The sequence below is a fragment of the Fulverythrobacter fulvus genome (assembly GCF_037154085.1).
GTDB lineage: Bacteria > Pseudomonadota > Alphaproteobacteria > Sphingomonadales > Sphingomonadaceae > Andeanibacterium > Andeanibacterium fulvum.
Window position 1 is genome coordinate 649,881 of the sequence record NZ_JBANRM010000001.1, and the last position, 19,862, is coordinate 669,742.

Sequence of the window (19,862 nt, forward strand, 5' to 3'; positions counted from 1 at the left end):
TCGAACCGACTACTTCTCCAGAATGTAGGTTACTCTCATACCCTGTACGACTGCGACAGTATCTTTCCCGGCATTCTGACGAAGCGCGTTTTCCATTGCTAATGCCATAACAGTCGACGGCTCGTCGGGAGCGATGCGGGCAACCCCTTTGATCCGCATGCCCAGCATGTCGGCAATGAGGGTCGCTTCCTGCTTCGATCTCACAAGGGCATCCCGCTTGGCTTCGACTTTCCCCAAGCTGCAATCGAAAACCACCGGGCTAATCCCGAGGAAGGGAGCGCCTTCGGCTTTCAGCAGCTTGAGGGCCTCTTCAGCGTCTGCTCGCGATATGAAAATACCGGAATTGCTCACATAGTTCCGACCGGACGGATGATCATCCAGATCGGTTTCCGCATCCAATGCGGCGATGAAATCTTCGGATTCGTGCCCGCCCGGATCTTCGCCATCGGAGACTTTCTCGTTTCCAACGAAGCTGATCCGGCCCCACAGTTGGCAGGCCTTGCCCACTTTTTTGCTTTCCAAGGCAGCAAGTTTTTCCGCCACATCCGGCGCGAGGTTCCCATAGTAACTCGCACCTGCCGGCTGCGAAATCATTCCTTCAACCTCATAACCCTGCGCCGGAACCTTCGTGATACCCTGAACCACGACTTCCACTTCAACAGTATCGGCTGCGGGCTGGATCGCCGCTAGAGAAGCCGCAAGAAACAACAGGCTCATGAAACTCCCCCAAAATTATCCGGCTACGGATAATGGGAGCTTACCTCACCCCTTCCCTCGTGTCTTCGTCTTCCCCTTCACTGCGTTCTCTTCGAGGAATTCGATGATCTTGCCGGCGATATCCTTGCCGGTCGCCTGCTCGATCCCTTCGAGGCCGGGGGAGGAATTGACTTCCATGATGACCGGGCCGTGATTGCTGCGCAGCATGTCCACGCCCGCCACGTTCAGCCCCAGCTTGCGTGCGGCGCGAATAGCGGTGGAGCGTTCTTCCGGGGTGATCTTGATCTGCTTCGCCGTGCCGCCGCGATGGAGGTTGGAGCGGAAATCGTCCGGGCTGCCGGTGCGCTGCATCGCGGCCACTACCTTGCCGCCGATCACGAAGGCACGGATATCCTGCGAGCGGCTTTCCTTGATGAACTCCTGCACCAGGATGTTCACATTGGCGCCCCGGAACGCCTCGATCACGGATTTGGCGGATTGCTCCGTCTCGCCCAACACCACGCCGATGCCCTGTGTGCCTTCCAGCAGCTTGATGACCACTGGCGCGCCGCCGACCATACGCAGCACTTCGTCGGTCTGCTTGGGATCATGGGCGAAGGCAGTGACCGGCAGGCCCAGCCCGGCGCGGGCGAGGATCTGCATCGAACGCAGCTTGTCGCGGCTGCGGCCGATGGCGACGCTCTCGTTCAGCGGCCACACGCCCATCATCTCGAACTGGCGCAGCACGGCCAGGCCATAGAAGGTGATCGAAGCGCCGATGCGCGGGATCACGGCGTCGTAAAGCTCCAGCTTCGAGCCGTTGTAAAAGGCTTCCGGGCGGTGCGAGGTGATGTTCATCGTCACCCGCAAGGTGTTGAGCACGTCGATCTCATGCCCGCGCTCGCGCGCCGCCTCAACGATGCGCCGGTGGGAATAGAGGTTGGCGTTGCGCGCCAGCATTGCGATTTTCATGGGCGTGTTTTCATGATCAGGCACCTTGGGAGCCGGGATTCTGGTAAAGCAGGGCGGAGCGCTGCGACTTCAGGAAAGTCCGGGCAGGGTCCACCAGGAAGCGCTTGCGCAGGGCCGTGCGCCCGATCAGCACCGGATGGACCATGTCCGAACGGTCCGTCAGGCTGAATTCGGCATCGAACAGTTCTCCGCCCAGCTCCAGCCGGGTGGTGACGACCAGCCTTTCCTCCGAAAGACCATTCGAACTGGTGATCTTCCTGCGTGACACATGGCAGGCTTCGCACAGCGCCGTTTCATGTCCATGACCGAGATCGATCCGAAAACGCGCATGGGCCACGCCCTCACGCTCCACCATCTCGATATGAGTGGCGTGAAGCGCGGATGTGCGCGCGCCGGTATCGATCTTGGCCGGAATACCGGACAGGCCGAATTCGGGCAGGCCTACGGCCTCGCGCCAACCCAGCACGGGGATTGAAGTCATGGGAGTTCCGAAACCAGGCGAATCGCCGCCATCGGCCGCCCTATAGAGCGGCTAATGTGACCGTCCAGTGACGCCCGGCGAAAACCCCCGGACAAAGAGGCAGGGCGTTCACCAGCCCTTCGTCTTGCCCTTGTTCTGCTCGTCGAGCCATTTCTTGAGCGGCGCGAAATATTCCACCAGCGCCTTGCCGCTGATCTCGCGGCTGCCGGTGAAGGCTTCCAACGCATCGGGCCAGGGCTTGGAGGCGCCCATTTCCAGCATGGCATTGAGCTTCTCGCCCACCTTTTCGTCGCCATAGAAGCTGCAGCGGTGGAGCGGCCCCTTCCAGCCGGCCTGCTTGCACGCCGCCTGATAGAACTGGAACTGCAGGATGCGGGCGAGGAAATAGCGCATGTAAGGCGTGTTGCCGGGAATGTGGAACTTGGCGCCGGGATCGAAGGCATCGGCCGGGCGCTCCACCGGGGGAACGATGCCCTGATATTCGCGCTTCAGGTCCACCCAGGCCTGATTGTACTTCTCGGGCGGGATGGAGCCGTCGAACACACCCCAGCGCCATTTGTCGACCAGCAGGCCGAAGGGAAGGAACGCCACCTTGTCCAGCGCCTGGCGCAGCAGCAGGCCGATATCCTTGTCGGCGCTGGGCACCTGATCGCGTTCCATCAGGCCGATCTGGACGAGATATTCGGGCGTGATGGAAAGGGCGACGAAATCGCCGATCGCCTCGTGGAACCCGTCATTCGCGCCATTGAGATAGAGGAACGGCTGCTCCTTATAGGCGCGCTGATAGTAGTTGTGACCCAGCTCGTGATGGATCGTGACGAAGTCGCCCGAATTCACCTTGATGCACATCTTGATGCGCAGGTCGTCCTTGTTATCGATATCCCAGGCGCTCGCATGGCAGACGACTTCGCGATCCGCCGGCTTTTCGAACTGGCTGCGCGTCCAGAAAGTGGCGGGCAGTTCCTCGAAGCCGAGCGAGGAATAGAACCCCTCCCCGATCTTCACCATGTCCATCGGACCGCGGCCCTTTTCCTTCAGCAGGTCGCCGATATCGTAGCCCAGATCGCCCGATCCCGGCGGAGCGACGAGCGGGTAGATGTTGCCCCATTCCTGCGCCCACATATTGCCCAGCAGGTCGGCACGGATCGGGCCGGTCTTCGCCTGCACCGCATCGCCATATTTCTCGTTCAGCTTGGTGCGGACATAGGTGTGCAGCGCGACGTAGAGAGGCTTCATCTCCTGCCACAGCCGCTCGGTCATGGCCGCGAATTCCTTCGGGTCCATGTCGTAATTGGAGCGCCACATGGTGCCCGCATCGGCAAAACCCAGTTCCTGCGCGCCTTCATTGGCCAGAGTGGCCAGACGGGCATAGTCCTGCTTCATCGGCGCACCGACATTGTCGTGCCAGCTGGCCCACATCTCCACGAATTCGGCAGGCGTATGGGCCATGTTGCCCATCTCCGCCTCTATATCCGACCCGTTGACCGGCTGACCGCCCAGCGTGCCCTTGCCCTTGCCATATTGGGACTTGAGATCGGTGGCGATGGTGCTCAGTTCCTCGGCCGCGCCGGTCGTGGTCGGCGCAGGCAGGACGATGCCGTTGCGCACGATATCCAGCTTGCGCGCCAGTTCGGGATCGAGGCCGGGTATCGTCCGGAACTTCGCCGCTTCCAGCGCGTATTTCACCGCCTTTTCCGTGCCGATGGCCCCGATCCGGGCGGCCATCGCATCGGTATCCTCGGTGATGTAGGTCTCGTTCACCCACTGCACCTGCCCCGCCTCCACCGAGAAGGCGAACATATCGGCTTCGAGCGCGGCGACGAAATCGGCGGCGCCCTGCGGTGTCATCGGGAACTGGCCGGTGCTTTCGACAGGGGCCTGTTGGGCCGCGGCAGGAACGGACAGGCCGGCGGCGAGTGCGAACAGGGCGGCAGAGGCAAGCAATTTCATCGGGGGGCAGTCCTTCGGATTCGAAACCGGTTACAGTTGCTACCGGTCTGGACGTTCCGCCGCGATGAATCAAGCCGCCAGGAAGCGCACCATTTCCTCGCCCATGGCGCGTTCCGTCACCGAGCTCATATGCGTGCCGGGAATCCAGACAAGGCGCCCGTCCGGCAGAGCCTCGGTCAAAGCCTCGGGCGAGCCATTGTCGCGGTCCTTTTCGCCGCACAGCACCAGCGTGGACATGGTGATTGCAGCAAGGCCGCTTCGTTCCGTGTCGCCAATCGATTCCAGCAGCAGCCGCGCGGCAACCCGGTCGACCTTCATGGTCTTCATGAATTGCACCGCCAGATAGGCTGGATCGCCCCGCTCGATATTGTCGAACCGGTCGATGGCATCGAGGAAGAAGGCCGAACGCCGCGCCCATCCGGCCAGCCCTTCCAGCCCCATGCCTGCCAGCACCAGCCGCCGGGGCGCGAGCCCGGCAATGACGCAGCGCGCCGCCGTGCGCGCGCCGAGCGAGAAGCCTGCCAGATCGAAGTCCGCCAGCCCCAGATGAGTCACCAGCGCCTCCACATCGCGCACCAGCACGTCATGGGGATAGGCCGCTGGATCATGCGGAGCCGCGCTCTGCCCATGGGCGCGCAAATCCGGCATGATCGCCTCGAACCCCGCCTCGGCCAGCGTGCGGGCATGGCCATATTTGATCCAGTTCACTTCCGCGCTGGAAAACAGGCCATGCAGCAACAGCACCGGCCGCCCCTGCCCCAGCCTGCGGAAAGCAAGCGTGGCGCCGTCGAAGGAGGCGAAATTCTCGGTCACGGGCAAATCGGTCATGCCCGACCTATCGGGCAATTGGCGCCATTCTGGCAAGGGTGCGGACCGAGCTTCGCTTGATTTGCTAAGCAGGCTTATTATACGCCCGCACGTGGCTCATATCGGCTTCCTTCTGGCGGATAATTCCCGCCTCGCGCGCTGGTCCTTCGATCAGCAGGTACGCGCTGCCGGGGTCACCGGCCCTCAGGCACGGCTGCTGCTGCTCCTCGATCGCATGCCGGGCGAGAATCAGGGCTTCTATGCAGAACAGCTGGAAGTCGAACCCATCACCCTGTGCCGCATGGTCGACCGGCTGGAAGAAGCCGCCTTGGTGGAGCGCCGCCGCGATCCTGCCGACCGGCGCGCCTGGCAGCTTCATCTGACCGACAAGAGCCGCCGAATGGTGGGGCAGATCCGGCACGAGGCCGACCTGCTTGTCGATATGATGCTGGAAGGCGTTTCGGACGAAGACCGGGCCGAATTCCACCGCCTGCTCCGGATCGTCGGCACCAACCTTGCCGCCCGGCGCGAATCCGCCCGTACAATTGCGAGAGCTGCCAATGGCTGATGCCGAACCGCAAATCGCCGAAATGCAAGCTGCGGCACCTGCCCCCAAGCGCCGCTGGGGCCGGATCGCCGTGATGCTGGCCATGCCGCTGGCACTGGCCGGGGGCGCTGCGTTCTACTGGCAGAGCTTGCAGGGCAAGGTCGAGACCGACAATGCCTATGTGAAGCAGGACAAGGTCTCGGTCAGCTCGCTGGTAGGCGGCACTATCGTGGACGTGCTGGTGAAGGAGAACCAGACGGTCCAACAGGGCCAACTGCTGTTCCGCATCGATCCCCAGCCCTATGAGATCGATCTGGCACAGGCAAACGCCCAGATCGCCACGGCGCAGGCCGACATCACGGCCCTGTCGAACGATGCCGCACTGTCCGGCGCCGACATCTCCGCCGCGCGCGAGGAAATCGCCTTCGCCCAGTCGCGGCTCGAGCGGCAGAAATCGCTGTGGGATCGCGGCTTCACCACGAAAGCCGATCTCGATGCGGCCGAACATGCCGTCGCCCAGGCGCGCGAGCAGTTGCGCGCCGCCGAAGCGCGCCAGTCCGAGGCCCGCGCCAAGCTGGCCAATGGCGCGGCCGTTCCGGGCCAGAATCCTCGCATCGCCGCCGCTCAGGCCCAGCAGGCCGCAGCCCGGTTGGACCTTTCCCGCACGGAAATCCGCGCGCCGATGGCAGGTCTTGTCGGACAGGCCGATCGGCTCAAGCGCGGCCAGCAAGTTCTGGCCAACCTGCCCGTGCTGACGCTGGTGGGCATCCACGGGACTTATGTGGAGGCCAATTTCAAGGAAACCGACCTTGCCGACATGAAGGTGGGCCAGCCTGCCGAAGTGACTTTCGACGCCTATCCCGGCCTTCGCCTCAAGGGCCATGTCGCCTCTATCGGCGCGGGGACCAATTCGGAATTCTCGCTGCTGCCCGCCCAGAATGCCAGCGCCAATTGGGTAAAGGTCACCCAGCGTGTGCCGGTCCGCATCGAACTCGACGAGAAGAGCCCGCGCGACCTGATCGCGGGCCTCTCGGTCGACGTCACGGTCTTCACCCGCGGCAAGAAGCGCTGACCCAATGGCCAGCGCGGCCGCCCATAGCGAGAAGATGATGCGCGACGAGCCTGAGGTCGTCGCGAAGAACTACCCGCTGCTGGTGCTGGGCGTCATGCTCGCCTCGCTGATCCAGTTGCTAGATACGACGATCACCATCGTCGCCGTTCCCCACATGCAGACCACGCTGGGCGCCTCGGCCGAGACGATCACCTGGGTGCTGACGAGCTACATCATCGCCAGTGCGGTGTTCATGCCGATCACCGGCTGGCTTTCCAACCGGCTGGGCCAGCGGCAATTGTTCCTCTGGTCCGTCTCGGGCTTCATCGTCGCCTCCATGCTATGCGGCATGGCGCAGAACCTTGAACAGATGGTGCTGTTCCGGGCCATTCAGGGCATTGCCGGAGCATTTATCGGTCCGCTGAGCCAGTCCGCCATGCTCGACGCCACCCGGCCCAGCAAGCGCGCCCAGATCATGACCGTGTGGGGCGTAGGCGTGGTGATGGGCCCGGTGCTCGGCCCGGTGCTGGGCGGCATCCTGACGGAGAACTGGAATTGGCGCTGGGTGTTTTACGTCAACCTGCCCATCGGCGCGCTGGCGCTGTTTCTGCTCATCACCCAGCTTCCCCGCCGGGAGATCGTACGCCGTCCTTTCGATCTGGCGGGCTTCTCCTTCATCGCGATCACGCTTTCCGCGCTGCAACTTATGCTCGACCGCGGTCCCCGGCTCGACTGGTTCGATTCGCTGGAAATCTGGGTCTATGCTGTAGTGACCGTGTCCTGCGCCTGGATGGCGCTGGTCCACCTCGCCACGGCGCGCCATCCCTTGTTCGACCGCAGCCTGTTCCGCGACCTCAACCTCATCACCGCGATGTTCTTCATCTTCGTGGCAGGCGCGATCCTGTTCTCGTCCATGGCGCTGCTGCCCAGCCTGCTGCAGAGCGTGATCGGCTATGGCGTGGTGGAAACCGGCATGATGCTGGCCATGCGGGGCCTTGGCGTGATGGCCAGCATGCAGGTGGCGGGCCTGCTGATGCGCTTCGGCGCCGATACGCGCGCGCTGATCGGCATGGGCTACGCCGTCACCGGCTATTCGCTCTACATGATGTCGGGCTGGAATCTGGAGATCACCCCGTGGGACGTGGCGATCCCTGGCCTCGTTCAGGGGCTGGGCATCGGTATGGTGTTCATCCCGCTAAATACCAGCGCATTTGCCACCCTGCCCCCCCATCTGCGCACCGACGCATCGAGCCTGATGAACCTGTTCCGCTCCATCGGATCGTCGCTCGGCATCGCGATCCTGACCGCTATCCTCACCCGCAACCTGCAGATCGCGCATGTGGACCTCGGCGCGAACGTCACCGCCAGTGCGTCCAGCTTCATCGACCTGTCCTCGATAGACCGCTTCGGCGAACTGGGCAGCGCGGTGATGGCGATGGCGGACCTGCAGGTGAACCGACAGGCAGCGATCATTGCCTATACGGACGATTTCCGCGCGATGATGTGGCTATCCTGGCTGGTGGTGCCGCTGGTAATGTTCATCAAGCCGCCCCGCCGCCATCAGCCGGGGCGCTAGGCCCGTCTTCCCCGCGCGAGCAGGACAATTGCCGCAATTGAAACCAGCGAGCCAAGGAACGCCAACGCCATATCCTTCTGCGCGTCCCAGATATCGCCCTGCTGGCCATTATACTGATCGGCCATCTCACCTGCCGCTATTATGCCGAGCAGCCATTCGACGATTTCGTAGAGGCAGGATACGGCAAGGACGAAGGCAAACGCGGACCATAGTGCGCCGCGCAGCTTGAGGCCGTCCATGCGCATCACTTCAACCACCGGCAGCACGCTCAGCACTCCAAAGGCGAAGTGGACCAGCCGGTCGTAATTATTGCGCTGCCAGCCGGTAATCGCGGACAGATCGCCACCGGTCAGGCTGCGATACCATTCATCATAGGGAAGGTTCGTATAAGTGTAGCGCCCGCCCAGCGTGTGCAGCAGGAAGAACACCACCACGCAGCCCAGCGATGCATTGGAGATCGGCCAGCGCCGCAGCAGCCATGGCGCGGCAACAAGCAGCAGGAACGTGGGAATATGGTGGAGCGGCGCAACGTCCGGATAGGGCTGATCGATCTGCGCGGCGACAAGGGCGATGGCCAGCAGTGCCAGCCATCCCCATTGCGCAACTCTCAGCCGCGGCACAGCGCCGCCCCTCCCTTGAAGGATCAGCCCTTCTTGAGGTGACGACGGCCGAGCAGTTCGGCGATCTGCACTGCGTTCAGCGCCGCGCCCTTGCGCAGATTGTCGCTGACGCACCACAGGGCCAGGCCATTCTCTACGGTCGAGTCCTCACGCACGCGGCTGATGAAGGTGGCGTAATCGCCCACGCATTCGATCGGGGTGACATAGCCGCCATCCTCGCGCTTATCGATCAACATCACGCCCGGCGCCTCGCGCAGGATGTTCTGGGCCTGCTCGGCCGAGATTTCGTTCTCGAACTCGATGTTCAGCGCTTCGGAGTGGCCGACGAACACGGGCACGCGCACGCAGGTGGCCTGCACCTTCACCTTGGGATCGAGAATCTTCTTGGTCTCGGCCACCATCTTCCATTCTTCCTTGGTCGAACCATCGTCGAGGAAGACGTCGATATGCGGGATCACGTTGAAGGCGATCTGCTTGGTGAACTTCTTGTTTTCGACCTGATCGCCCACGAAGATCGCGCGGCTCTGCTCGAACAGCTCGTCCATGCCCGCCTTGCCCGCGCCGGAAACCGACTGGTAGGTGGCGACGATCACGCGCTTGATCTTGGCGGCATCGTGCAGCGGCTTGAGCGCCACGACCATCTGCGCGGTGGAGCAGTTGGGGTTCGCGATGATGTTCTTCTTGGTGTAGCCGTCGATCGCTTCCGGGTTCACTTCGGGAACGATCAGCGGCACGTCCGGGTCCATGCGGTAGAGCGAGCTGTTGTCGATCACCACGCAGCCGGCGGCGGCCGCCTTGGGCGCATATTCGGCCGTCGGGCCAGACCCTGCGGCGAACAGGGCGATGTCCCAGCCGGTGAAATCGAAATGTTCGATATTCTGGCACTTGAGCATCTTGCCGGTGTCGCCCAGCTCGATTTCCGTCCCGGTCGAACGCGGCGACGCGACGGCGGCCACTTCGTCCATCGGAAATTCGCGTTCGGCCAGGATCGCCAGCATTTCGCGGCCGACATTCCCCGTGGCACCGACAACAACTACCCGATAACCCATCTTGATAACTCCCGGTTGCCCGATGCGGCGGGCAAAGATTCAGCTGAAAAGGAAAAGGGCGCCCCGGCTTACCAGCCAGGACGCCCTTTCATGATCTTGAGATCGGCGCGGGCTGTTAGCCCTCCTGGCCGGCGCTCTGATAGTCGCGCCGCTCTGCGATGCGCGCACTTTTACCCGTGCGGCCGCGCAGGTAGTAGAGTTTCGCCCGCCGCACGACACCGCGACGGACGACGGTAATCGATTCAATGTTCGGCGAGTAGAGCGGGAACACGCGTTCCACGCCTTCGCCGAAGCTGATCTTGCGAACGGTGAAGTTGCTGCCCATGCCGCGGTTCGAGCGGGCGATACAGACGCCTTCGTAATTCTGGACGCGGGTGCGTTCGCCTTCAACGACGCGCACGCCGACGCGGACGGTGTCGCCCGGACGGAATTCGGGGATGTCCTTCGAAGCCTTGGCGATTTCTTCGGCTTCAATCTGCTGGATCAGGTTCATTGACCTAGGTCCTTCATCAATTACTGCGCGCCAGAGGCAGGTCAGTCCCGAGCGCCCCTGTGGCGCTCCCAAAGGTCTGGCCTGCGTAACCGTGTGTCATCTTCCGCCCTTTGTTTCCGCCAGGCGGCGATTTTCGCATGATCCCCCGATCGCAGCACTTCAGGGATCGTGCGCCCTTCCCATTCAACAGGTCGGGTATAGTGCGGATATTCGAGGAGACCTTCTTCGAAGCTCTCTTCGGTACCGCTGGAAGCGGCGCCCATTACGCCGGGAAGCAGGCGAATGCAAGCGTCCAGAAGCATCAAAGCGGCAGGTTCTCCGCCCGACAGCACGATATCGCCGACAGAGACCTGTTCGACAGGCCTACCTTCGAAGATTCGCTCGTCGAATCCCTCGAAACGGCCACACAAAATGGTCACGCCCGGCCCTGCCGCAAGCTCGCGAATCCGGGCCTGCGTGATCGGCTTGCCCCGCGGCGTCATTGCCAGCACGGGGCTGTCCGGATGGCGCTCCAGCGCATGGTCCACCGCACGGGCGAGGACATCCGCCTTGAGCACCATGCCCGCCCCGCCGCCTGCCGGAGTGTCATCGACGGTACGGTGCTTGTCCTGCGCGAAGTCGCGAATCTGCACGGTCTCGCACGACCATTTCCCTTCCTCCAGCGCACGCCCGGCAAGCGAAATGCCCAGCGGCCCGGGGAACATCTCGGGATAGAGAGTGAGGATGGTGGCAGAGAAGGTCATTGCGGCAATGTCCAGTTCTCAACTTTCAGACCGGGCAGATCGGCAAAGTCGGCTTCATTATTGGTGACCAGCGTCACCCCGAGAGAAAGCGCATGTGCCGCAATCAGCCGATCGAATTTCGTCCGCCTGAAGGGCAAGCTGCCATAAGTCAGCCCCGCCAGTTCATCGAAAGGAACAGCGGGGATAGCGTCAAGAAAGCCGCGAAGTTCAGGCGCGTACGCAGCCGCCTCGCCAAAACCGACAGCGATTTCAGCAAGACTTATCGTCGAACAGCACAAACTGCCCTCATCCCGTTCTCCAACCCGGCGAGTCAGTTCCTCGCTGGCGCCGTTGAGCAGGTAGATGCAGATATTGCTGTCCAGCATGAAGCTGAATTCAGTCATCCCGCCTCAGCAATCTGCCTTCCCAATCCAGTTCCCGCTCTTCGAATTGCCGTTCGTCGGGCTCCAGGGGTTTCAGCCATGGGGCCTTCCCGGCAAACCTGCTGACGTCGATTTTCCGTTTCGGCTTATCCACGGGCTCCAGCGAATAGCCCTGCTGAACTTCGCGCAGCACCATCTCGGAACCTTCCTCCAACCCAAGCGCCTTGGGCAAGCGCAGGGCGAGGGAATTGCCCGACTTGAAGACCTTGGCCCTATATTCCTTGCCCATTGGCGCCTCCGTATATACGCAATGTATATACTATTCGGCAAAGCCGGCTGCAACCACCAGTCGCGCCTCGTTCCATTCGGGCACGGCGGCTTCGTTCATGGGAACCATGAACTTCTTTCCGTCAGGCTTTTCGATCTCGATCACGTCGCCCGCGCCGTAATTCTCAACGGCGACCACTGTGCCCAAGGCCACTCCGTCATCGGAAATGGCCGGCAGGCCGAGCAGATCGGCATGGTAATATTCGCCTTCCTCCAGTGGAGGGAGCGCAGAACGGGGGACGGTGAGGAGAGTGCCGCGCAATTTTTCGGCGGCGGTGCGGTCGGCGATTTCCGCGAAACGGGCGATTGCGCCGCCCTTGCCGTCGTCGCGCATCTTCCTGAGGGTCAGCGCGCCGTCATTGAACAGCTTGAAGCGGGAGAGCGCCGAAACGCCCTCCCCGAACAGCTTGAGGCGGACTTCGCCCGTCACGCCATGCGCACCGGCCACGGCGGCGAGAGTGACGGGCTTGTCCTGCACTGCTGCTTAGCCTTCGGCCTGTTCCTCAGCCGGGGCTTCGGCAGCCGGAGCTTCCTCGGCGGCCGGTTCTTCGGCCGGAGCATTGGCAGCTTCTTCAGCGGCGCGAGCGGCTTCTTCGGCTTCAGCCAGCTTGGCAGCCTTTTCTTCGGCGCGTTCCTTGGCCTTGTCGCCCGGTTCGCCCTTCTTCGGGTTCACGCGAGCGTCGCGTTCCTTGATCCCGGCATTGTCCAGGAAACGGGCAACGCGATCGGTCGGCTGCGCGCCAACACCCAGCCAGTAGCGGATGCGATCTTCGTTCAGCGTGATGCGAGCCGGGTTATCCTTGGCGAGCACCGGATTGTAGGTGCCGACCTGCTCCAGATACTTGCCGTCGCGCGGGCTGCGCGTGTCCGACACGACGACGCGGTAGTAAGGACGCTTCTTCGCGCCACCGCGCGACAGACGGATTGCAATTGCCATTGTAACTTACCTTTCCGAACTAAACTTTTGAAATCACTTCTTGTTCAATAAATCCTGGATGTTCGACGGGAGTTGGCCGCCAGTGCCGAGGCCCGGCAGGCCTCCGCCCGCACCTCCGCCAAGCCCGGGCATAGCGGCACCCATGCCGCCCTTGCCCAACAGGGCACCCAGCCCCTTGAGGCCGCCCATCTTCCTGATCTGCTTCATGGCGCGCGCCATTTCCTGGTGCATCTTCAGCAGCTTGTTGACGTCCTGCACCTGCGTGCCCGAACCCTTGGCCACGCGGATCTTGCGCTTGGCATTGAGCAATTCGGGCCGCGCGCGTTCCTGCGCCGTCATGGAGCCAATGATGGCATCCATATGCAGCAGAACCTTGTCGTCCATGCCGCTCTGCGCCATCGCCTGCTTGGCCTTCTTCATGCCAGGCATCATGCCCGCCAGCATGCCGAGGCCGCCCATGCTCTGCATCTGGCGCAGCTGAGTGCGAAGGTCGTTCAGGTCGAACTGGCCCTTCATCATCCGCTCGGCCAGACGGTCGGCATCTTCCTTCTGGATCGTCGCCGCGGCCTTTTCGACCAGCGAGACGATATCGCCCATGCCGAGGATGCGGCCGGCAACGCGCGAAGGTTCGAAAGGCTCGATCGCGTCGATCTTTTCGCCCGTACCGGCAAACTTGATCGGCTTGCCAGTGACGGCGCGCATCGACAGCGCCGCACCGCCGCGCGCATCGCCGTCCATACGGGTCAGGACCACACCGGTAAGGTCGATCTCGCCCGAGAAGCTCTGCGCGACGTTCACTGCGTCCTGGCCGGTGAGCGAATCGACCACCAGCAGGGTTTCCTGCGGAGTAGAGATCGCGGCCACGGCCTTCATCTCGGCCATCAGCGCATCGTCGACATGCAGGCGGCCCGCCGTATCAAGCAGCAGCACGTCCACGGCCTGCAGCTTGGCAGACTGAAGCGCGCGGGCCGCGATATCGGTGGGCATCTGGCCCGGAACGATCGGCAGGGTCGCAACGCCGGTCTGCTCGCCAAGCACGGCAAGCTGTTCCTGCGCGGCCGGGCGATTGACGTCGAGCGACGCCATCAGCACCTTCTTGCCCTGCTTTTCCTTGAGCAGCTTGCCGAGCTTGGCAGTAGTGGTGGTCTTACCCGAGCCCTGCAGACCGACCATCATGATGACGGCAGGCGGGCTTACCGCGAGATCGAGGCCGACGGCTTCCTGCCCGCCCAGCATCTCGACCAGTTCGTCATTGACGATCTTGACCACTTGCTGGCCCGGCGTGACCGAGCGGAGCACTTCCTGCCCCACGGCCTTTTCGGTGACCGAATCGATGAAGCGGCGAACCACCGGCAGCGCAACGTCGGCTTCCAGCAGCGCGACGCGCACTTCGCGCATCGCCTCGCGGACATCGTCTTCCTTGAGCGCACCGCGCCCACGCAGGCGATCGAAGACACCGCCAAGCCGGTCAGAAAGACTGTCGAACATCGACCGCTGCAACTCCTCCGCCAGCATGAAACCGGCCAAACGCGAAAAACGCCGGCGGACGAAACCTCGTCAGCCAGCGGGAAATCCAGTTACTCGCCCATGCCGTAAGGCACGGATATATTGGGTGAATGGTGGAGCCTAGCGGGATCGAACCGCTGACCTCCTGCATGCCATGCAGGCGCTCTCCCAGCTGAGCTAAGGCCCCATTCATTCATTTACCGGAGGGCTGGGAGCCCTCCGAAACCGACCTTGCCGGGCCGGGAGGCAGCCCTCTATGCGCACTCCCAACCCTTGGCAAGAGGATAATTTCGCCTTCGACGAATTAATTATCCTCGTCGTTATCGTCGCCCGCGCCGGCAACGCCGAGATCGTCGTCACCGCCCAGGTCGACGTCGTTATCCGGCGAATCGACGTCCTCGTCGATGTCTTCCAGATCGTCGTCGGCGAGATCAGAATCCTGATCCTCGACTTCCTTTTCCTTCACCGCTTCCTCGAACGGAATCGGCTGCTTCGACTTGAGCACCGGCTCCGGATACCACTGGTTGCCGCATTCGATGCAGGCCACCGGATCCTCCTTGCCGAGGTCGTAGAAGCGGGTGCCGCATTTCGGGCAGCTGCGCTTCGTCCCCCACTCAGGCTTGACCATAATCATTCCTCAACTGGGCCCGCGAGAGAGGCGGGCGATAAATCTTGCGTGGTGATGGATATTACCGGCGCCGGAATCAAGTACCGCCGCCTCACCGGGTGGCGCGCCTTGCCATAGGGCAAAGGCACTGTCAAAAGCCGCGCGCATCCAGCCCTCCCTATAGAGAGTCCTCAGTACCTTGTCGCACGCCGATCCTGCCGCCGCCCGCCCGCGCCGCTTCACTGCCACTGGCCCCCTGCGCGGAAAGATTCGAGTTCCCGGCGACAAGTCGATCAGCCACCGCGCGATCATGTTTTCGTCGCTGGCGGTGGGCGAAAGCCGCATCACCGGCCTGCTGGAAGGCGAGGATGTGATGGCCACCGCCGCCGCCATGCGCGCGATGGGCGCGCATATCGAACGCGTGGGCGATGGAGAGTGGCGGGTCAACGGCGTGGGCGTAGGCGCCCTGCTCCAGCCCGAGGCGCCGCTCGACATGGGCAATAGCGGCACCTCCACTCGCCTGCTGATGGGCCTCGTCGCCAGCCATCCGATCACGGCGACCTTCGTGGGCGATGCCAGCCTGTCCAAGCGCCCGATGGGCCGCGTGACCGGCCCCCTCTCCCAGATGGGCGCCAGTTTCGAGACATCGGAGGGCGGCACCCTGCCCCTTACCGAACGCGGCATCGCGCCTGCCGTGCCGATTACCTATCGCCTCCCCGTCGCTAGCGCGCAGGTGAAGAGCGCCGTGCTGCTCGCCGGGCTCAACGCGCCGGGCATCACCACCGTGATCGAGCCGGTGCCCACCCGTGACCATACGGAGCGAATGCTCACCGGCTTCGGCGCCGAACTGTGGGTGGAAGAGGAAAATGGCGAACGCGTCATCCGCATTCGCGGCGAAGCTGTACTCAAGCCGCAGGTGATCGACGTTCCGGGCGATCCGTCCTCCGCTGCCTTCTTCCTGGTCGCGGCGCTGATCGTGCCGGGCAGCGACGTGATTATCGAGAATGTCGGCCTCAACGCCACGCGCGCCGGGCTGATCGAAGTGCTGCGCCAGATGGGCGGCAGCATCGTGGAGCTGAACCGCCGAGAAGTGGGCGGCGAGCCGGTGGCGGATCTGCATGTCACCCATTCGGCGCTGAAGGGGGTGGAGGTCGATCCCGCCATCGTGCCCAGCATGGTCGACGAGTTCCCCGCCCTGTTCGTCGCCGCCGCGCTGGCCGAAGGCCGCACGGTGACGCGCGGGCTGGAGGAACTGCGCGTGAAGGAATCGGACCGGATCGCCGTGATGGCCGCTGCCCTCACCGGCGCGGGCGCGCGAGTGGAGGAAACCGAGGACGGCCTGATTATCGACGGCACCGGCGGCGAGCCGCTGCGCGGCAGCGCCAATAGCCGCGTGAAGACCCATCTCGACCACCGCATCGCCATGAGCATGGCCGTGGCCGGCCTTGCCTCGCAAGATGGCGTCGAAGTGGACGATACCCGCCCCATCGCAACCAGCTTCCCCAATTTCGAGGCGCTTCTGGACGGGCTCGGCACGGCGGAATGAGCCCGACAACCGCCAATATCTTCGGCTTTGCTGGCATGGCCTGCATTATCGGCGCCTATGCCTATCAGACGGCAAGGGCCGAGCCGAACCCCTTCATCCAGCACGGCACCAATCTGCTGGGTGCCGCCCTGCTGACGGTTTCGCTGCTGGTGAACACCAATCCCGCTTCGCTGGTGCTGGAATTCTTCTGGGCCGCCATCGCGATCTATGGCCTTGTGCGTGCTTTCCTGAAACGCGGGGAGAGCAAGGCATGATCATCGCGGTCGACGGGCCCACCGCTTCGGGCAAGGGCACGATTGCCAAGGCCCTCGCCGCCCATTTCGGCCTGCCGCATCTCGATACCGGTTTGCTGTATCGCGCAGTCGGGCGGCAAGTGGCGCTGGATGGCGGCAATCCCGACGATCCCGCCGATGCCGAACAGGCCTGCGCCTTTCCCGATTCGCTGCTGGCCGATCCGGCACTGCGCAGTGAGGAAACCGGCGGGCTGGCGAGCCGCGTCTCCATCCATCCGGGCGTGCGCCGCGCGCTGTTCGAACGCCAGCGCGCCTTTGCCACCCGGCCCGGCGGCGCGGTGCTGGACGGGCGCGACATCGGCACGGTGATCGCGCCGGAAGCCGGGGCGAAGCTGTTCGTCACTGCCAGCGTGGAAGCGCGCGCGCAGCGCCGCTTCCTCGAAATGCGCGAGCGCGGCGAGGATGTGACGCTGGAGGCCATCGAGGCCGATTTGCGCGAGCGGGACGAACGCGACCGCACTCGCGCCACCGCTCCGCTTGTCGCAGCCTCCGATGCCGTACTGCTCGACACCAGCGCGCTGAATCGCGACGAGGCCGTGAGCGCCGCCATCCGCATCGTCAACGAGTTGACCGGCCAGACGCCCTGCCCCTGAGACTATCCCAGCCCACCCGCACCGGAGTTACCGTTATCATGCGAATCTTGCTCCCTGCCCTCACTCTTGCCCTGCTGCTGCCTGCTGCTCCGGCCATGGCGGCGGATATCCCGCTGGTGATCGCGCCGATTCCGGAGCGCGCGGCAGAGACAGAGGAAGACTGGGCGCAGATGGTGCCGCAGGCCTATCTCTCCGGCTCGGAGCAACCCTGTAACAGCCCGATCCTCTATCGCGACGCGGCGAGCGAGGATGGCAAGGTGCTGTTTCAGGAAGTCTGCCGCTGGGTAACGAGCAATTACATCGTCGCGGTCGACCTTGGGACCGGCGCCCGCAAAGGGGCTGACGGACGGCAGCGACCTGCAAGTGCTGCGCGAAGGGCCTTATGAAGACAACCTTTTGATTTCACGCCATAAATATCGCGATGGCGATGAAGGCGGCAGTTATGATCCCACTTTCATGGTCTCTCCTGCCGGGAAAGACCTGCTGATGGTCCCCGGCACGGACGGCGCGGAGCCCGAAGCGGCGCTCAAGGCCTGGCTCGAGGCGACCGGCAGCAAGGCCTGGTAAGCCGCCTGCGGCAACCGAAGGGAAAAGCCCGGATTTCCGATCCTGGTACAAGTGTAACAGGTGTAACACTCCCCTGCCCGGCCCGCCTGCGAAACCGCGATTTTCCTTGCTTTCCGGCGCGCTTTGCCATAGGCGCCGCGACGTTCGACGGGCGTGTTGCGCCGGTCGATGGCCACCATTGCATTTACCGGCCTCTGCACGGCACTTCGCCGCAGGGCTTCCGCTTTGGAGATCATCGCCCGCCTCCCCTGCCCCAAGGATGCCCGTCGCTGCATTCGGCACGGCGGGCGGTTCGGCCCTTTGGCCCGCCACGGCAATGGTGCCTGGGCGGAGAAAGACCGGCGGAAACAACCGCCTGGCCGGAAAATGTCAGTACAGGAAACTACAGGAATGGCCTCTTCGGCAAATCCCTCGCGCTCCGATTTCGAAGCGCTGCTCAACCAGTCTCTCGGCGATGCCGCCGACGGCGGCTTTGAAGGCCGCGTCGTCAAGGGCACCGTCACCGCGATCGAAGGCGACAAGGCCGTGATCGACGTCGGCCTCAAGAGCGAAGGCCGCATCCGCCTCAGCGAATTCGCCGGCCAGACCCTTTCCGTGGGCGATGAAGTCGAAGTCTTCGTCGACCGCGTCGAAAACGCCGATGGCGAAGCAATGCTCAGCCGCGACCGCGCCCGCCGCGAAGCCGCCTGGGACAAGCTGGAATCCGAATTCGGCGAAGGCAAGCGCGTCGAAGGCCGCATCTTCGGCCGCGTGAAGGGCGGCTTCACTGTCGACCTCGACGGCGCCGTGGCCTTCCTGCCCGGCTCGCAGGTCGATATCCGCCCCGTGCGCGACGTCACCCCGCTGATGGATATCCCGCAGCCCTTCCAGATCCTCAAGATGGATCGCCGCCGCGGCAACATCGTCGTTTCGCGCCGTGCGGTTCTGGAAGAAACCCGCGCCGAACAGCGCAGCGAACTGATCGACAAGCTGGCCGAAGGTCAGGTGATCGACGGCGTGGTGAAGAACATCACCGATTACGGCGCCTTCGTGGATCTGGGCGGCATCGACGGCCTGCTCCACGTCACCGACATGAGCTACAAGCGCGTCAACCACCCGAGCGAAGTCATCAATATCGGTGACGTCGTGAAGGTGCAGATCATCCGTATCAACCAGGATACGCAGCGCATCAGCCTCGGCATGAAGCAGCTCGAAAGCGATCCCTGGGATGGCGTTGCCGCCAAGTACCCGGTCGGCGCCAAGCTGCACGGCACTGTCACCAACATCACCGAATACGGCGCCTTCGTGGAGCTGGAAGCCGGCATCGAAGGCCTGGTCCACGTTTCGGAAATGTCCTGGACCAAGAAGAACGTCCACCCCGGCAAGATCGTCTCGACCTCGCAGGAAGTCGACGTGGTCGTGCTCGAAGTGGATGCCGAAAAGCGCCGCATCAGCCTCGGCCTCAAGCAGGCCCAGCAGAATCCGTGGGAAGCCTTCGCCGAGAAGCACCCCGTCGGTTCGACCGTGGAAGGCGAAGTCAAGAACGCCACCGAATTCGGCCTGTTCATCGGTCTGGACGGCGACGTGGACGGCATGGTCCACATGTCGGACATCGCATGGGGCATCTCGGGCGAAGACGCGCTGGCCCTGCACCGCAAGGGCGAGCAGGTCACGGCCGTGGTTCTCGACGTGGACGTCGACAAGGAACGCATCAGCCTTGGCATGAAGCAGCTTGAAAAGGGTGCTCCGGCAGCCGGTGGTTCGACCGGTTCGGGCGGCCTCAAGCGCGGCGACGTTGTCACCGTGACTGTCCTCGAAGTCCGCGATGGCGGCCTCGAAGTTCAGGCTGGCGACGATGGCGCGACCGGCTTCATCAAGCGCAGCGACCTGGGCCGCGACCGTGACGAACAGCGTCCGGACCGCTTCCAGTCGGGCCAGAAGGTCGACGCGATGGTCATCGGCTTCGACCGTTCGAAGAAGCCCAACTTCTCGATCAAGGCTCACCAGCTGGCTGAAGAAAAGCAGGCTGTCGAACAGTACGGCTCGTCCGACTCGGGCGCCTCGCTGGGCGACATCCTGGGCGAAGCTCTGAAGAAGGCCGACTAAGGCCCTCCGCCTCTAAAGGCTCAAGGAAAGGCCCGTCGCTCACTCGAGCGGCGG

24 protein-coding genes and 1 tRNA gene are annotated in these 19,862 nt (G+C 63.4%); 9 read left to right on the top strand and 16 right to left on the bottom strand.

Annotated features, from left to right (window positions below):
* Positions 1–9: 9 nt before the first annotated feature.
* The 5 genes from WFP36_RS03055 to WFP36_RS03075 form a co-directional block, all read right to left on the bottom strand.
* Positions 10–717 carry a hypothetical protein gene (locus WFP36_RS03055; RefSeq protein ID WP_336977737.1) on the bottom strand — a complete coding sequence of 236 codons (708 nt, stop codon included), beginning with the start codon at positions 715–717 and terminating at the stop codon, positions 10–12.
* Positions 718–762: 45 nt separating this feature from the next.
* Positions 763–1,668, bottom strand: a complete 906-nt coding sequence (gene rimK, locus WFP36_RS03060; RefSeq protein ID WP_336977739.1) for a 30S ribosomal protein S6--L-glutamate ligase — start codon at positions 1,666–1,668, stop codon at positions 763–765.
* A 16-nt stretch (positions 1,669–1,684) separates the two neighbouring features.
* Positions 1,685–2,149: an ATP-dependent zinc protease family protein gene (locus WFP36_RS03065; RefSeq protein WP_336977741.1), complete on the bottom strand. Its 465-nt coding sequence runs from the start codon at positions 2,147–2,149 to the stop codon at positions 1,685–1,687.
* A gap of 108 nt (positions 2,150–2,257) precedes the next feature.
* The gene (locus WFP36_RS03070) at positions 2,258–4,099 is read right to left on the bottom strand and encodes a M2 family metallopeptidase (protein ID WP_336977743.1); all 1,842 of its coding nucleotides are present in this window, start codon (positions 4,097–4,099) and stop codon (positions 2,258–2,260) included.
* 69 nt (positions 4,100–4,168) lie between these two features.
* Positions 4,169–4,927, bottom strand: coding sequence for an alpha/beta fold hydrolase (locus tag WFP36_RS03075; protein ID WP_336977744.1), 759 nt, complete (start codon positions 4,925–4,927; stop codon positions 4,169–4,171).
* Positions 4,928–5,018: 91 nt separating this feature from the next.
* Here WFP36_RS03075 and WFP36_RS03080 point away from each other — a divergent pair, with 91 nt between their 5' ends.
* The 3 genes from WFP36_RS03080 to WFP36_RS03090 are packed head-to-tail and all read left to right on the top strand — an operon-like array spanning position 5,019 to position 8,080.
* Entirely contained in the window at positions 5,019–5,474 is a 456-nt protein-coding gene (locus tag WFP36_RS03080) for a MarR family winged helix-turn-helix transcriptional regulator (protein ID WP_336977746.1), read from the top strand.
* Positions 5,467–6,525 carry an HlyD family secretion protein gene (locus WFP36_RS03085; protein WP_336977748.1) on the top strand — a complete coding sequence of 353 codons (1,059 nt, stop codon included), beginning with the start codon at positions 5,467–5,469 and terminating at the stop codon, positions 6,523–6,525. Before WFP36_RS03080 ends, WFP36_RS03085 begins: the two co-directional genes overlap by 8 nt.
* A 4-nt stretch (positions 6,526–6,529) precedes the next feature.
* On the top strand, positions 6,530–8,080 hold the full coding sequence (locus tag WFP36_RS03090) for a DHA2 family efflux MFS transporter permease subunit (RefSeq protein WP_336977750.1): 1,551 nt from the start codon (positions 6,530–6,532) through the stop codon (positions 8,078–8,080).
* Here the strand turns inward: WFP36_RS03090 and WFP36_RS03095 are convergent.
* The 11 genes from WFP36_RS03095 to WFP36_RS03145 form a co-directional block, all read right to left on the bottom strand.
* Positions 8,077–8,700, bottom strand: coding sequence for a DUF2238 domain-containing protein (locus WFP36_RS03095; RefSeq protein ID WP_336977751.1), 624 nt, complete (start codon positions 8,698–8,700; stop codon positions 8,077–8,079). The two genes, WFP36_RS03090 and WFP36_RS03095, sit on opposite strands and share 4 nt — an antisense overlap.
* A gap of 23 nt (positions 8,701–8,723) precedes the next feature.
* Positions 8,724–9,749: an aspartate-semialdehyde dehydrogenase gene (locus WFP36_RS03100; protein WP_336977752.1), complete on the bottom strand. Its 1,026-nt coding sequence runs from the start codon at positions 9,747–9,749 to the stop codon at positions 8,724–8,726.
* 115 nt (positions 9,750–9,864) lie between these two features.
* Entirely contained in the window at positions 9,865–10,242 is a 378-nt protein-coding gene (gene rplS, locus WFP36_RS03105) for a 50S ribosomal protein L19 (protein WP_336977754.1), read from the bottom strand.
* Between the two features lie 41 nt (positions 10,243–10,283).
* The gene (gene trmD / locus WFP36_RS03110; RefSeq protein WP_336977756.1) at positions 10,284–10,985 is read right to left on the bottom strand and encodes a tRNA (guanosine(37)-N1)-methyltransferase TrmD; all 702 of its coding nucleotides are present in this window, start codon (positions 10,983–10,985) and stop codon (positions 10,284–10,286) included.
* Positions 10,982–11,368, bottom strand: a complete 387-nt coding sequence (locus WFP36_RS03115) for a type II toxin-antitoxin system VapC family toxin (protein WP_336977758.1) — start codon at positions 11,366–11,368, stop codon at positions 10,982–10,984. The genes trmD and WFP36_RS03115 overlap by 4 nt, the downstream gene beginning before the upstream one ends.
* Positions 11,361–11,636, bottom strand: coding sequence for an AbrB/MazE/SpoVT family DNA-binding domain-containing protein (locus WFP36_RS03120; RefSeq protein WP_336977759.1), 276 nt, complete (start codon positions 11,634–11,636; stop codon positions 11,361–11,363). The genes WFP36_RS03115 and WFP36_RS03120 overlap by 8 nt, the downstream gene beginning before the upstream one ends.
* A 30-nt stretch (positions 11,637–11,666) precedes the next feature.
* Positions 11,667–12,152 (bottom strand): ribosome maturation factor RimM, encoded by a 486-nt coding sequence (rimM, locus tag WFP36_RS03125; RefSeq protein WP_336977760.1) that lies wholly within the window; start codon positions 12,150–12,152, stop codon positions 11,667–11,669.
* A gap of 6 nt (positions 12,153–12,158) precedes the next feature.
* Positions 12,159–12,611, bottom strand: coding sequence for a 30S ribosomal protein S16 (gene rpsP / locus WFP36_RS03130; protein WP_336977762.1), 453 nt, complete (start codon positions 12,609–12,611; stop codon positions 12,159–12,161).
* A gap of 33 nt (positions 12,612–12,644) precedes the next feature.
* On the bottom strand, positions 12,645–14,099 hold the full coding sequence (gene ffh / locus WFP36_RS03135; protein ID WP_336977764.1) for a signal recognition particle protein: 1,455 nt from the start codon (positions 14,097–14,099) through the stop codon (positions 12,645–12,647).
* 129 nt (positions 14,100–14,228) lie between these two features.
* A tRNA-Ala gene (locus WFP36_RS03140) sits at positions 14,229–14,304 on the bottom strand.
* Between the two features lie 117 nt (positions 14,305–14,421).
* Entirely contained in the window at positions 14,422–14,745 is a 324-nt protein-coding gene (locus WFP36_RS03145; RefSeq protein WP_336977766.1) for a TIGR02300 family protein, read from the bottom strand.
* A gap of 178 nt (positions 14,746–14,923) precedes the next feature.
* On the opposite strand from WFP36_RS03145, the gene aroA reads away from it, so the two are divergent.
* The 6 genes from aroA (at position 14,924) to rpsA (ending at position 19,808) form a co-directional block, all read left to right on the top strand.
* Positions 14,924–16,270 carry a 3-phosphoshikimate 1-carboxyvinyltransferase gene (aroA, locus tag WFP36_RS03150; RefSeq protein ID WP_336977768.1) on the top strand — a complete coding sequence of 449 codons (1,347 nt, stop codon included), beginning with the start codon at positions 14,924–14,926 and terminating at the stop codon, positions 16,268–16,270.
* A complete protein-coding gene (locus WFP36_RS03155) occupies positions 16,267–16,524 on the top strand; it encodes a CBU_0592 family membrane protein (protein WP_336977770.1) in 258 nt (85 codons plus the stop codon). Before aroA ends, WFP36_RS03155 begins: the two co-directional genes overlap by 4 nt.
* A complete protein-coding gene (locus WFP36_RS03160; protein WP_336977772.1) occupies positions 16,521–17,156 on the top strand; it encodes a (d)CMP kinase in 636 nt (211 codons plus the stop codon). Before WFP36_RS03155 ends, WFP36_RS03160 begins: the two co-directional genes overlap by 4 nt.
* Positions 17,157–17,194: 38 nt before the next feature.
* Entirely contained in the window at positions 17,195–17,542 is a 348-nt protein-coding gene (locus tag WFP36_RS03165) for a hypothetical protein (protein WP_336977774.1), read from the top strand.
* A gap of 10 nt (positions 17,543–17,552) precedes the next feature.
* Positions 17,553–17,723: a hypothetical protein gene (locus tag WFP36_RS03170; RefSeq protein ID WP_336977776.1), complete on the top strand. Its 171-nt coding sequence runs from the start codon at positions 17,553–17,555 to the stop codon at positions 17,721–17,723.
* Between the two features lie 390 nt (positions 17,724–18,113).
* Positions 18,114–19,808, top strand: a complete 1,695-nt coding sequence (gene rpsA, locus WFP36_RS03175; protein ID WP_054530133.1) for a 30S ribosomal protein S1 — start codon at positions 18,114–18,116, stop codon at positions 19,806–19,808.
* Positions 19,809–19,862: the final 54 nt, after the last annotated feature.